This is a genomic window from Candidatus Amarolinea aalborgensis (assembly GCF_900491745.1).
Lineage (GTDB): Bacteria > Chloroflexota > Anaerolineae > SSC4 > Amarolineaceae > Amarolinea > Amarolinea aalborgensis.
In genome coordinates, this window is record NZ_UETR01000007.1 from 177,842 (window position 1) to 191,125 (window position 13,284).

The window sequence follows — 13,284 nt, forward strand, 5'->3', positions numbered from 1 at the left end:
TAGTTGCTTGGTTCACTCATGTCATACCTCCGCGGCCGGGCTGATGGCGATCAGCGCGGCTTGTTCTCGACGCAGCGCAATCAGCGCCTCACGAATTCGATACGCCGTGGGATCGCCGCTCAGGCTGCGCAGCTCCGCCCCAATCAAGGTGCCGGGCAAGATACCCAGGTCAAGAAAACGGCGGCGCTCAGCCCCGCGGCAGCGCGCAGAGATGCGCACGACGCGGCCCTTCTCGCCCAGGTTCAGATCGGCCAGGGTCGTTTCAGGCGCGGTTCTCAGCGCGACCTCCAGCGGTCGCACGTTGATATTGGCGGCTACGATGGGCGCCAGGATGTGCTCATTGCCATCGGCCCAGAGCCGCACGCGCTGGGGCGTCATTTCGATGATCTGCGCCTCCATACCGGGGTAGAAGCCTTCGGCTACGAGCTGCGCATACACCACAGCCGGCTCGTCCTCCAAGTGCACGATGCGCACAGACTGCTGCGGCTGCATGGCGGTCAATGGTTGGCTGCTGCTGATCAGCACGTCGCCTTCGGCGCTGGGAATCGGGTCGCCATGCGGGTCGTACGTTGGATTGCCGAGGGTGGCGGCCAGGGTGTTCGCCGCCGCGGGCGTCAGGTGATGTTCCATCTGGTCGGCCAGTTCGTGCCAGGCCAACGCCTGGTAGCCGGTCTCATCAGCCAAATAGCGCTCCCACAAGCGATGGGCGCGCACCATGTGCAGCGCATACTCCAGGCCTGCGGTCGTCAACTGCAGGCCGTCGGGCCGGACTTCAACCAGATTGCGGTTCTGCATGGCGGTCAGCAGATCAGCGGCCCGGTTTTCAGAGATTTGCAAGGCGCCCGCCAGGCTGTGAATCGTGGCCTGCTGCTGGTTAACCGTGCATCCGTGCAGGTGTTTCAACGCATCTTCGATCAAGATGCGCATGGTCGCGCGGCGCGCCTGCCGCCAGCGGCTGATCAAACCGACCTGCGGCCATAACAGCGCGAGAGCTGCCGCCATCAAAACGCAGGCCAGCAACAAGGCTTTGGCTGGTTCGGACATAGGTTCCTCCAGTATTTCTGTCAAGATAAAACTAATTTTAGCTAAGACTAAATCTAGTGTACCAGACATTGCAGCCGTTGTCAAATGATCGTTTCGAATCAGAACGATAAGCGCAGTGGTTTGATAGGCCGCTCGTGTGGTATACTCTGGGCGCGCTGATTTATCCCACAGGCCAACCTGGCATGGGCCAAAGAAAGACCACCCTGGACCGCAACCATGACGATCACCCTGGACGACATTGCACGGCTCGATTGGGAGAGAACAACACTATGACCGTTGAAAATGCTGAAACTGCCCTGCCCCGTGCTATCAAAGAAACGAGCGAATCTTATCGGGCAACCATTGGCATAAGTTCTCGTCGAACTTGCTTATGCCCTCCAAATAACCTAAATTGCTTGACGGCAAAGGAATGGCTCAAGAGTCAAATCGGGGTATGGCAATTTACCTACGAAAGTCGCGATATTCGGGACAAGAACTTACATCCGGCAACGTTTCCAATTTCACTAGCCAAGAAAGTGATTGGCCTATTCACCCATGAAGGCGAATTAGTACTTGACCCATTTGTCGGAAGCGGCACGTCTCTTGTCAGCGCCCAAGATTTGAATCGAAACGCGGTGGGATTCGACCTTCAGGAAAAGTATATTGAACTATGCGTGAAGCGACTGGCAAGCAATAATCTATTTAATCAGGCTCAACAAGTGGCTATTCAAGATGATGCTTTGCATATTCCAAGCTATTTGGAGCCTGCTTCGGTCAGCCTGATATGGACTTCTCCGCCTTATGCCAATTTGCTGAATCGTAAGCGCAAGAATAAATCCAGGCGAGATAGAAACAATGAACAACTTCACAAAATAGAACAGTACTCACAAGACCCAAGAGACCTGGGAACAATGGCTTTGGAGGACTACGCCGAAGCGATGGGCGACATTTTTGAAGGGCTATTGCCTCTTCTTCATCCAAAAGGTCATTGTGTCATCAATGTACCGGACATGTGGTGGGAAAACGAGAGAATTACCATTCATGTATCTCTTATCAATGAATTGCGCCGGCGCGGCTACGAACTTCGCAATACGATCATTTGGGACAGAACAAATATCGTCAACAATATCGGCATTTTTGGGTATCCAAGCAACTATATCACGATGGGCACGACCTTCGAGTATTTGCTTGACTTTTGGAGACCCCCGGAGTCATGAAAACATATACCAAGCAGGACCTCATCAACGCGTTGAAAGAAATAAGGAATCGCGGCTGGGTACCCAACGCCCGCCCCGGAAATGTGGGCGGTGTTGGAAACACATTGGAAGACCTGCTTGGCATCCAAGAAAACAACCTGCCGATACCAAATGCTGCTGAATGGGAATTGAAATGTCAAAGGTCTGCCACGTCCGCGTTGACGACTCTGTTTCACATGGAGCCATCGCCACGGGCGTTGAAGTTCGTCACGAATGTCTTTTTATCGAAATACGGCTGGAAACACGAACTGGCGGGCATAAAGTACCCAGTTGCTGAAATGAGTTTCCGCCAAACAATTCACGGACTCAATACAAGTGACCGGGGTTTCAAGATAGAAGTTGATAAGGTTAATCGGAAAGTTCTTGTTTCATTCAACGCTAGTAAAGTAGCTCCTCGACATGCACAATGGCTAGAGACGGTCAAGAATCGTGTAGGAATCGGCGAACTTAATCCACAGCCGTATTGGGGCTTTGATGATCTATATCACAAAGCAGGCACAAAACTCTTCAATACTTTCTACGTTGAAGCGGACGTGATGAAGAACGGCGACCAGGAATTCTTTCATTACAACCGCATTCTGATTCTACAGGGCCTCAGCGTTGATAAATTTATCGCGGCGCTTGCTCAAGGCTATGTGCTTGTGGATTTTGACGCGCGAACAGGTCATAATCACGGCACGAAGTTCAGGTTGCGTCAGAATGCTCGACCAAGCCTATACTCCGATATTCAGGAAGTTGCATAACCTGAGTGGGAAAGCCAGGCGCGAACGCTACGGGTCTCACCAGCACCTCAACACGTCATGCCAAAGTGACCAGACACCGCCATGATGTCCATGACATCAATCACCCCGTTAGGTTCGGTCACGTCGTAGGTCGGGTCGTATAGAGCCGCATTGCGCCAACGGCTGGCAACCGCCGTGATATCGAGCATGTCTACCGCACCGTCGTGATTGAAGTCATAGCAGACGCCAGGCGTTGCTGTGGGCGTCGGCGTCATCGTCGGGGTGTTGGTAGGCAGCGGGGTTGGTGTTGGGGTGTTGGTGGGAACTGGGGTCGCTGTCGGCGTCGGAGTTGGCGTGGAGACCGGTAGATGATAGCTATCCTGCAGCGTGCCGCCGTTGTTCACCGACAGGAACGCGAAATCCACGGTCGTGTCGGTGGCGACGATGCGCATGGCGCCCCAGTTGGCGTTGTAGCGGAATGCGCTGCCTGCCACGGGCGTCCCAAAGCCGTATCTGGAGGCGCCGCCAAGCCCATTCACGAAATAGACAATCCCATCCCTTACGATACGTTCATACGTGTGATCGTGCCCGTTCAGCACCACGTCGGCTCCCCAGGCGGCAAAGGGCCACTGCATGTACGGAGTTGATCCGTGGGTAGAACCTGACGAGTACGGCGGATGGTGAAAGACGACCACATTCCAGGCTGAGGTTGAAGCGGCCAATTGGGTTTGCAGCCAGGTCGCTTGAACCGACGTGCTGCTGGTTCCGTCTGGTTCCTGGGTGTTGCTGTTGATCACAAAAAGGTGCACCGGCCCCTGCACGAAGTCGTAGTAGCGCTCGTTGTTCGACGTGTTGGTCAAACCCGCGCCCGGCAGCGTGAAGTAGGTCAGATAGGTTGTCGGTGACGGTGTGGCATCGCTGTAGTCGTGGTTTCCCATGGATGGGAAAAAGCGGTTGACGGCGGCCAGGCCGGTCGGGCAGCGAGCGCCCGTGGTGGAGATATCCTTGAGAAAATTGCAGTAGTAAGCGCCCGTGGATTCATCATACTTTCCCGTCCCGGCGCCGCCTGCTGTGCTGTAATAGTCATCTCCCGTCGTTACCACGAAATCAGGATTCCACCCCGAGACCATGGTGGCTACCGCCTGCTCATTGGCATCATCCACACCATAATCGCCGATGACGGCAAACGTCACGGTCGTGTTGACATTCTTCATCGCATTGTGGGCTGCACTGGCTCTCGCCAACGACGCAGGGGGCAGAACGACGCCGGTGATCAGCAGCCAGATGATCGCTGCCGCCATCCGGCGCAGGCGTGGCCGATGGGTTTGAAACAAGTGGGTTGTCACGATTTTACTCCTTCCACGAAAGACTCGTGCGCTCACAGACAAGACGTTGGTCGCCAGTACGCTGCTTACCGCACCGCAGCAAACAGGCATTTGAGATATGCGCCTTCGGCGAAAGCAATCGGGTGATCCAGGGCGTGGCCGCTGCGTGCGAAAATGTGGAGAGGGCGATCTACCTCAGCAGCGGCCTGCTCGACAGCGGCGAAAAAGTCCGCGGCGCTCACCCGGCTCGAACACGAAGCCATGACCAGGGTACCAGCAGGCGCCAATACATCCACGGACAGACGGGTCAAACGCTGATAGGCGCGCACAGCGCCCTCGATTTCACGCTCTTGTTTCGCCAGGGCCGGTGGGTCCACGATCACCAGGTCAAATCGCTGCCTGCGTTCCCGCAGCGCAGCCAGGGCGTCAAACGCGTCAGCCGCCAGCACGGTGTGCGTCGCCGCAGCCACGGCCGGCAGATGCTGGTTCAGCTCGAAGTTGCGCACGGCCGCGGCCAGCGCGGGCGCGCTGATATCCAGGCTCAGGACCTCGGGCGCGCCGCCGGACGCGGCATAGAGCGAAAAACCACCCGTGTAGGCAAAGACGTTCAACGTGCGACGGCCGGCTGCTAATCCAGCCACAGCCGCTCGATTCTCGCGCTGATCGAAGAAGAAGCCGGTCTTCTGGCCGCGCAGCACGTCAGCCTCGAAGCACAGCCCATTTTCGGTAAAACGCACGGCCGGATTGGGCAGGTCGCCGGCCAGGGTCATGGCGTCCTCCAGGCCGTACAGCAGGGCTGGCTGGCGCCGCATCTCGCGGCTGAGGCGCAGAACCACGCCCTGCGCGGTCATCACCTCGGCCAACGCGGCCAACAGCGTGGGCAGATGCGGGATCCAGGCCGCGGTGTAGACCTTCAAGACGAGAATGGCATCGTAGCGATCAATCACAAGCCCCGGCAGCCCGTCGTTCTCGCCGTGCACCAGGCGATAGCCGGTGGTGCCCTGAGTAGGCAAATCGGCGCGGCGGGCTGCGGCCGCAGTCAACTGGGCAGCAAACCAGGCCTGATTGATGGCGGCGGGCGCGCCATGGTGCAGGATGCGCACGCGGATGACCGAGGTAGGATCGTAGAGGCCGATGGCGAGAAAGCGGCGCTGATCGTCGAAAATGACGGCCAGGTCGCCTGGGCGCCCTGGTTCGCGTTGATCGGTTATCGCTTGTTCGAATAGCCAGGGATGCCCCTGGCGCAGGGCGCGCTGCGCCGCTGGCGTGACGCGCAGGGCCAGTCGTCGGCCGGATGGCGGTGGAATGTGCGCCAGTAACTCAGCCGGTGCGATCGTCATGTCCGATGACGCCTCATCGTACGTCTGCGCTTGCCCTGCCTCGATTCGTTGCGCTTGATGATGAGGCATGGCAACCCTATAGTCTGATTCAGAAAAGCATCAATCATCTCGATCTCACCATCGCCGCACGCCAGCAAAATCTTGATCTCTGCATCACGTTTCCACACGTCAGCCGTGCAGGCAATGGCCGTGACGCGGCGTTCGGCGTCTCGGCCCAGCCAGACATCAATGCCCTGCCCATCGCCGGCCGTGGTTCCCGCGAGATAGCCATAATCCAGCGGATAGATCACGTCCGGCCGCCGCGGGTGGGGTGCGCCTCGCGGCCGATCAATCACCAGGGAGTTTTCCTCGACAAGTTTCTCCAGCGCACGCCAGAATTCAGGACTTGGATCGTTCGTCACCGCTTGCCGCCTCGTCAGCGCCGGCCACGCCAATGTAAAATCGTGCTGCCATCGGTGAAACCCAAGGGCAAGAGCGCGCCGGGCCCCAGGATGACCAGGTTATCCAGCGTGACAAACAGAGCCAGCCACCAGGTCAGTCCGGCGGCGGGCCGCAGCAGGATGGTCAGCACCGCGGCCGCCAGCCCCAGGAGGGTGCTGGCAATCGGTCCGCCCATCGCCCGCCGAATGTGCACCCGGCCCGGCAAGGCAGGCTCGGCCGCGGGATAGAGCGATCTTCCGAGCAGTCCCCACAACTGCACGCCGGTCATCGGATAACCGGTGCGTTGGGCAGCGATGGCATGCCCCAGGTGATGCGTCAGAATCGAACCCCAGTGGAGCGCCACCAGCAGCAAGCCTCCCAGCAACAAGGCGCCCCACGGCAGGCGAATCACCCACAGTCCCAGGCCGAAGACAAAGATCCAGAGGAGCACTGAGCCGATGAACGCCGATGAGCGGGCGCTCAACTGCAGCCCGCCGATCGTACCGAGCTTGGTTTCAGTTGCCATGATGCCTCCCGCACCAGTGCAAAGTACAAAGGGGAAAGTGCAAAGTGCAGAGGGTCGGGACATTCTTCTGCTTTGCGCACCTGGCTGATTGTATTCTATCATCGTAGGGGCGGTTTCGGCCAAATGACGATGTAGAGTATAATCCAGGCGCGGCTGCGGCCGAGCAGTGGACACGATGCACGTAATCCAGAATCTGATCGCCTGATCCGTTGGAGATGCCATGACTTTACGATTGATGCGGCGCGGCCTGCCTGTGCTGCTATTGCTGCTGCTGAGCGCCTGCCAGGTGCGCAATCCGGGCGAAAGCGGCCCGCTCACGCCTACCGTGACCCCCAGCGAGCGCGTGATCAGCGTTACCAACACGCCGACGCGGCGCCCGGCCGTCACACCGACGCCCACCCCTCTGCGCCTGCCCAACTATCCTGAACAACCGCTCAACCTGCCGCGTGCCACAGTGCTAAGTGTGATAGACGGCGATACGATTGATGTGCGCGTCGGGGGCCAGGTGGTCAGCGTGCGCCTGTTGGGCATCAACACGCCGGAAGTGCCGGGGCCGTACCGCACGGCGCAGTGTTTCGGCAATGAGGCTTCAGCCAACGCCAAGCGCCTTCTCGCCGGCGCAACTGTCTACCTGCAAGATGATCCGCAGCAAGACGACAAAGATCAATATGGTCGCTGGCTGCGTTACGTCTGGCTAAGCGATGGCCGCCTGTTCAACCTGGAGGCGATTGCGCAGGGGTTTGCGCTGGAGTACACTTATTACAAAGAGCGGCCCTATTCGCTCAATCGCGTTTTCCGTGATGCGCAGCGGCTGGCGCAGGAGCAGCAGCTTGGCCTCTGGTCGCCGCAAACCTGCGATGGCGACATCAAGCGGCCGCCGCTGTCAGCCACGACCGTGGCGCACACGCCTGCTGTGCGGCCGACGCTTGCCGCCACAGCGGTGATGCGTACACCCACCGCGGCGCCAGCAGCGACGCGCAGCGCCAACAGCTCGATCGCCATCACCGGCATGAAATATGCCGGCGGCGATGAAGTGGTTACGCTGACGAATCAGGGGACGGCGCTGCAATCCCTCGACGGCTGGCGTCTGCAGAGCTACGGCGGCAGTCCCTGCCGGCCGGTGTCAACGCAGGTCTTCGTTTTTCCGACCGATTTCACCCTGGAGCCAGGCGCCAGCGTGCGCGTCCACAGCGGCCCGCAGGCGGTGAACAAACCGCCGACTGATCTCGCATGGACGGCCGACACGGTTTGGAGCAACAGCGGCGATCGCGCCGACCTGCTCAGCGCGGACGGACAACTCGTGACCTCGTTGGCCTACGGCGCTTGCCAGTGAGGATCGCTCAGTCGAAGCGGCGCACCGCAGGATGTAAGAGGCCAAGCGCGGTAATCAGCGCCGTGAGCAGGCCGCCGATGATGAAGACGAGGGCTGGCCCGATCCTTTCGGTAGCCCAACCGGTCAGCCCGTAGCCAAGCGGCAGCAGCATGAAGGAGCCGAGCATATCGAAGCTCGCCACGCGGCCCAGCTTGTCGCCCGGCACTGCGGTTTGCAGGATGTTCGTCCAGATCAAGCCAAAGACCTCCAGGGCCGCGCCGTTGGCGACGGCCGCCAGCAAGACGACAGCCAGCGGCACGTTGGCGCCCAGCACGGCCAATCCCAGGCCAGCGACGATGGCGCCGCTGTAAGACACCAAACCACGCCACCGCAAGCGCGGGTAACGCCCCATCCATAGCCCGCCGAGGATATAGCCGATCGGAAACATGGCGTAGAGCAGGCCCAGGGTTTGCACACCGCCGCGCAGGTGATCTTTGACCAGGAAGGGCAGCGCCACAGAAAATGGCCCGGCCAGCGTGATGTTGGTCAAGGAAAACAGCAGGATTGTCACCCAAAGAATGGGACTGCTGACGACCACCGCCAGCCCCTCACGCAGGTCGCGCCCGATCCCACCCAGTCCCTGGGTTGCCGGTAGCGCAGGCGCTGTGGATATGCGCATGAGCGGCAGCACCAACAGCGCCGCGGCAAAAAACGAGAACGCATTGCCGGCAAAGGCCAGCCCGGCGCCGCCCAGGCCGACCAGGGCCGCGCCCAGGGCCGGCCCCACGATGCGGCCAGCCTGGGAACTGAGGCTGGTCAATGAATTGGCGCTGGTCAGCGCGCTGACCGGGGTTAACTCCGGCACGAGCGCCAGGTACGCCGGTTGAAAGAAGGCGTCTGCCAGGCCAAAGAGCAGGCTGGCGCCGTAGATGTGCCAGATTTCCAGGCGCCCGCTCAGCGCCAGCCATGCCACGGCCGCCGCGGCGACGCCTCGGCCCAGGTCGGAGACCAGCAGCAGGCGCACGCGCGGCAGGCGATCCACGGCGACGCCGCCGATGAGGACGAAGAGCAGCATCGGCGCCATCGAGAAGGTCAAGACGGCGCCCATCGCCAGCGCGGAGCCGGTCTTCTCCAATACCCACCACGCCAGCGCCACCTGGTAGAGATGATCGCCGACGCGTGAGATCGTCTGCCCAATCCAGAGGAGGGCAAACGACCGATGCGTCAGGGCACGAAAAAGCGCCATCGGCAGCCTCCATGCAGCAGCTAGTTCAGGGAGGTCGGCTCGGTTAACGCGGCGGCAGCCTGCGGCAGGACATGTCGCAAGAACTGGCCGGTGTAGGAAGCCGGTACGTGCGCGATGTCCTCAGGTCGGCCTTCGGCGATGATGCGGCCGCCGCCATTCCCGCCTTCCGGCCCCATGTCAATCACCCAGTCGGCTGACTTGATGACGTCCAGGTTGTGTTCGATAACCACCAGGGTGTTGCCGCGATCGGCCAGGTCGTGCAGCACGTGCAGCAGCCGCCGCGTGTCCTCGAAGTGCAAACCGGTGGTGGGTTCGTCCAGGATGTAGAGCGTGTCTCCGGTGTCGCGTCGGCTCAGCTCCTTGCTCAGCTTAATGCGCTGCGCCTCGCCGCCGCTCAACGTCGTGGCCGCCTGCCCCAGGCGGATGTAGCCCAGGCCCACGGCTTCCAGGGTCTTGAGCTTGTTGCGAATGGCTGGGATGTTGTTGAAGAACTCGTGCGCTTCTTCCACGGTCATGTCGAGCGTGTCCGCGATAGATTTGCCCTTGTACAGAATCTGCAGCGTGTCGCGATTGTAGCGCTTGCCATGACAGACCTCGCACGGCACCCAGACATCGGGCAGGAACTGCATCTCGATGCGAATCGTGCCATCGCCCTGGCAGGCTTCGCAGCGGCCGCCCTTGACATTGAACGAGAAGCGCCCTGGCCCGTAGCCGCGCAGCTTGGCGTCCGGCAGGCGCGCGAACAGATCACGCAGCGGGCCGAAGAGGCCGGTGTACGTGGCCGGGTTGGAACGCGGGGTGCGCCCGATCGGACTTTGGTCAATATCAATGACTTTGTCCAACTGTTCGATGCCCAGGATCGTCTCGTGCGCGCCCGGTTTGTCTTTGGCCCGGTAAAGCACCTGCGCCAGCCGCTTGTAGAGCACCTCGATCACCAGGCTCGATTTGCCGGAGCCGGAGACGCCGGTCACGCAGATAAACTTGCCCAGGGGGATGCGCACATCCAGGCCTTGCAGGTTATTCTCGGTGGCGTGTTTGATGAGCAGGGTTTTGCCGTTGCCCTCGCGGCGCTTGGCCGGGACCTCAATTTGCTTTTCGCCGCGTAGATAGCGCGCCGTCAACGAATCGGGGCACTCGATGAAGCGGTCGCGCGGCGCGGAACAGACCACCTGCCCGCCGTGCTCACCTGCGCCCGGCCCCAGGTCCACGATCCAATCGGCCGCACGCATGGTCTCTTCATCATGTTCTACCACGAGCACGGTGTTCCCCAGGTCACGCATGGCAATCAGCGTGCGAATCAGGCGCGCGTTGTCGCGTTGATGCAGGCCGATGGAAGGCTCGTCCAGGATGTAGAGCACGCCCATCAACTGTGAACCGATCTGCGTCGCCAGGCGAATGCGCTGCGCTTCGCCGCCGGACAGGGTGGCCGTGGCGCGATTGAGCGACAGGTAGTTCAAGCCTACATCGGCCATGAAGCCGAGCCGGGCGCGAATCTCCTTCAGAATCTGGCGCGCGATCGTCCATTGGCGCTGCGTCAGCGGCGAGGCCGCCGGCACCTCGATCGCTTCGCCGTACTTCGCTACGCGTTGACTTTCTTCCGCGCCGTCGCTGCCATTGGCCGCAACCGTGACGACCGGCGCGGTCTCCCCTTGCAGCAGCCGCACCCATTCCAGGGCCTCGATCACTGAGAACTGCGTCACCACGTCTATGTTCTGATCCACGATCGTCACGGCCAGGGCTTCGGGGCGCAGGCGCTTGCCGCCGCAGGCCGGGCACGGGCGCGACGTCATCAGTTCTTCCATCTCGGATCGGATGTAATCGGAGGTTGATTCGCGGTAGCGCCGCTGCAAGTGCGGGATGACCGCCTCGTAGGTCGTTTCGTAGGTGCGCAGTTGGCCGGCCGTGTTGTGGTAGGTGATGGCAACCGACTCGGCATGCCCGGGCCCAAACAGGATGATCTCGCGCTGGCGGTTGCTCAGCTCCTTCCACGGCACGGTGAACGGAATATGGTGCTTGGCGCAAAGCGCGCGCAGGAGCTGCCGATAGTGATTCTCCTCATCCTTCTGTCCTTGCTTGCCCCAGCCGCTGACGTTCAACGCGCCCTCTGCCAGCGACAGATCAGGATTCGACACGATCATCTCAGGGTCGAACTCCATCTGCACGCCCAGGCCGCTGCACGTCTGGCAGGCGCCGTGGGGGGAGTTGAACGAAAAGGTGCGCGGTTCGATCTCTGACAGGCTGATGCCGCAGTGAACGCAGGCAAAATGCTCGGAGTAGAGCCGATCGGTCGGCGCGGCGTCGCGCCGGCTCACGTCGCTGACGAGCATGGCGCCGCCGCCCAGGCGCAGGGCTGTCTCCACTGAGTCGGTGAGGCGGCCCAGATCGAGCGCGCCCTCGCCATCTTTTGTCACCACCAGGCGATCCACAACGGCTTCGATGGTGTGATTCTTGTAGCGATCGAGCTCGATCTCCTCGTCCACATCGTGCACCTCGCCGTTGACGCGCACGCGCACGAAACCGGCTTTGCGCACGTCCTCGAAGATGCCTTTGTGTTCGCCTTTGCGGTCCTGGATCAACGGCGCCAGGATCAAAATGCGGCTGTCGGCTGGCATCTCCATGATCGAATCTACAATCTGCTGCGCGCTCTGTTGGGCGATTTCGCGGCCGCAATTGGGACAGTGGGGCGTGCCCACGCGGGCAAAGAGCAGGCGCAGATAGTCGTAGATCTCAGTGGTGGTGCCCACGGTGGAACGCGGATTGCGGCTGGCGCCTTTCTGGTCAATCGAGATGGCGGGGCTAAGCCCTTCGATCTGGTCCACGTCGGGCTTTTCCATCAGGCCCAGGAACTGGCGTGCATAGGCCGACAAGGACTCAACGTAGCGGCGTTGACCTTCAGCATAAATCGTGTCGAAGGCCAGGGACGATTTGCCCGACCCGGAGAGGCCTGTGATGACCACCAAGCGGTCACGCGGCAGCTCTACGGTGATGTTCTTCAGGTTATGTTCTCGTGCACCACGAACGATCAATTTGTCATGAGCCATGATCCAGTTCTCCTGGCGTGGCGCGTCACGCGATGTCGAACGACTAAGAAACCGGGTTTCTGTGGTGAAACCCGGTTTCGGCAAAAATAATGTCGGCCAAAACAGGCCGCAGAATCGGTTACTTCTTCTTCGTTTCCTCGGGCACTTCTTCGCCCTTGGCTGCCTTACCCTTGACAACCACTTCCGGCTCAGCGGATGTGGTGGCAGGCGCGGCTTCACCGGTCTCCTCAGAAACGGCGGCGCGCGTGCGGCTGAGCATCACCACAGCCTCGTCGGGATCAATGGCTAACTTCACATTGGCTGGCACCACCAGATCTCTGGCATGGAGGATGTAATGTTCGGGTGTGAGTTGGCTGATGTCAATCGCCAGCGAATCAGGAATGTTGCCAGGCAAACAGGAAACCGTGATGGTCTCCAGGTTGTGCACCAGGATGTAGTCACTGCCCACGCTGGCGGGCAGCGCGCCGAGCAGCTTGACGCGTACATCAATCTCAACCAATTCTGTCATGGAGACCTGGTAGAAGTCCACATGCAGTGGATTGCGCTTGACAGGATGACGCTGCAGTTCCTTGATGAGCACGGCCACCTGGCGGGCGCCAAAATCGAGCGTGGTCAGGTGGGTCAGAGCGCCCTGCTTGACCGCCTTGTCAAGGCTGATCCGCTCAATTTGCACGGATTCGGCTGGGACATTGTGTCCGTACATGACGGCGGGCACCCAGCCCTGCTGGCGCAGTTGATTGGCATGAACAGATGGGTCGCGCGGCTGCGCCACTAATGAAATTTGAGCCACGATTCTACGATCTCCTTTTTACGACGAACGTCTGGTCCGTTTTTTTCTATGATTACTATTCAGCCCAGCTTCTGCACGACCACTTGCGCTGCTGTACAACGCCTGGGATCGCGGCAGCAAGCGCGCAGATCGCCAGCGGATGCTTTCTGTCATCGGCGCAGGCCGACGGCTCGCCGAAGTCTTGGCAATGGCTGCAGCGGTTTCAACCGCCGGTGCGCAAATCAAGGTGCAAACGCAAACAAAGGCGCCTGTGAGCAGGCGCGGGGGCTATTGTACCTGAGGC

11 protein-coding genes are annotated in these 13,284 nt (G+C 60.4%); 3 read left to right on the plus strand and 8 right to left on the minus strand.

Features of this window, described 5'->3' with window-relative positions; all coding sequences use genetic code 11:
- Positions 1 to 21: 21 nt before the first annotated feature.
- The gene (locus ACPQ6D_RS11790) at positions 22 to 1,044 is read right to left on the minus strand and encodes a metal-dependent transcriptional regulator (protein ID WP_423224519.1); all 1,023 of its coding nucleotides are present in this window, start codon (positions 1,042 to 1,044) and stop codon (positions 22 to 24) included.
- A gap of 269 nt (positions 1,045 to 1,313) precedes the next feature.
- Here ACPQ6D_RS11790 and ACPQ6D_RS11795 point away from each other — a divergent pair, with 269 nt between their 5' ends.
- On the plus strand, positions 1,314 to 2,240 hold the full coding sequence (locus ACPQ6D_RS11795) for a DNA methyltransferase (protein WP_423224520.1): 927 nt from the start codon (positions 1,314 to 1,316) through the stop codon (positions 2,238 to 2,240).
- On the plus strand, positions 2,237 to 3,022 hold the full coding sequence (locus tag ACPQ6D_RS11800) for an MvaI/BcnI family restriction endonuclease (protein WP_423224521.1): 786 nt from the start codon (positions 2,237 to 2,239) through the stop codon (positions 3,020 to 3,022). Before ACPQ6D_RS11795 ends, ACPQ6D_RS11800 begins: the two co-directional genes overlap by 4 nt.
- A 47-nt stretch (positions 3,023 to 3,069) precedes the next feature.
- Here ACPQ6D_RS11800 and ACPQ6D_RS11805 read toward each other — a convergent pair whose 3' ends face one another.
- The 4 genes from ACPQ6D_RS11805 to ACPQ6D_RS11820 all read right to left on the minus strand — a co-directional run bounded on the left by ACPQ6D_RS11805 (position 3,070) and on the right by ACPQ6D_RS11820 (position 6,612).
- On the minus strand, positions 3,070 to 4,347 hold the full coding sequence (locus ACPQ6D_RS11805; protein ID WP_423224522.1) for a metallophosphoesterase: 1,278 nt from the start codon (positions 4,345 to 4,347) through the stop codon (positions 3,070 to 3,072).
- Between the two features lie 65 nt (positions 4,348 to 4,412).
- Positions 4,413 to 5,666 carry a class I SAM-dependent rRNA methyltransferase gene (locus ACPQ6D_RS11810; protein ID WP_423224523.1) on the minus strand — a complete coding sequence of 418 codons (1,254 nt, stop codon included), beginning with the start codon at positions 5,664 to 5,666 and terminating at the stop codon, positions 4,413 to 4,415.
- On the minus strand, positions 5,663 to 6,067 hold the full coding sequence (locus ACPQ6D_RS11815; RefSeq protein ID WP_423224524.1) for an inorganic pyrophosphatase: 405 nt from the start codon (positions 6,065 to 6,067) through the stop codon (positions 5,663 to 5,665). Before ACPQ6D_RS11815 ends, ACPQ6D_RS11810 begins: the two co-directional genes overlap by 4 nt.
- Before the next feature lie 14 nt (positions 6,068 to 6,081).
- Positions 6,082 to 6,612, minus strand: a complete 531-nt coding sequence (locus tag ACPQ6D_RS11820) for a zinc metalloprotease (protein WP_423224525.1) — start codon at positions 6,610 to 6,612, stop codon at positions 6,082 to 6,084.
- Positions 6,613 to 6,832: 220 nt separating this feature from the next.
- On the opposite strand from ACPQ6D_RS11820, the gene ACPQ6D_RS11825 reads away from it, so the two are divergent.
- Positions 6,833 to 7,945, plus strand: a complete 1,113-nt coding sequence (locus tag ACPQ6D_RS11825; protein ID WP_423224526.1) for a thermonuclease family protein — start codon at positions 6,833 to 6,835, stop codon at positions 7,943 to 7,945.
- A gap of 7 nt (positions 7,946 to 7,952) precedes the next feature.
- On the opposite strand, the gene ACPQ6D_RS11830 is transcribed toward ACPQ6D_RS11825, so the two are convergent.
- The 3 genes from ACPQ6D_RS11830 to ACPQ6D_RS11840 form a co-directional block, all read right to left on the minus strand.
- Entirely contained in the window at positions 7,953 to 9,170 is a 1,218-nt protein-coding gene (locus ACPQ6D_RS11830) for an MFS transporter (protein WP_423224527.1), read from the minus strand.
- 20 nt (positions 9,171 to 9,190) lie between these two features.
- Complete coding sequence (gene uvrA / locus ACPQ6D_RS11835) at positions 9,191 to 12,211, minus strand: excinuclease ABC subunit UvrA (RefSeq protein ID WP_423224528.1); 3,021 nt, start codon at positions 12,209 to 12,211, stop codon at positions 9,191 to 9,193.
- Positions 12,212 to 12,329: 118 nt separating this feature from the next.
- Complete coding sequence (locus ACPQ6D_RS11840) at positions 12,330 to 13,001, minus strand: 50S ribosomal protein L25 (RefSeq protein WP_423224529.1); 672 nt, start codon at positions 12,999 to 13,001, stop codon at positions 12,330 to 12,332.
- Positions 13,002 to 13,284 lie beyond the last annotated feature (283 nt).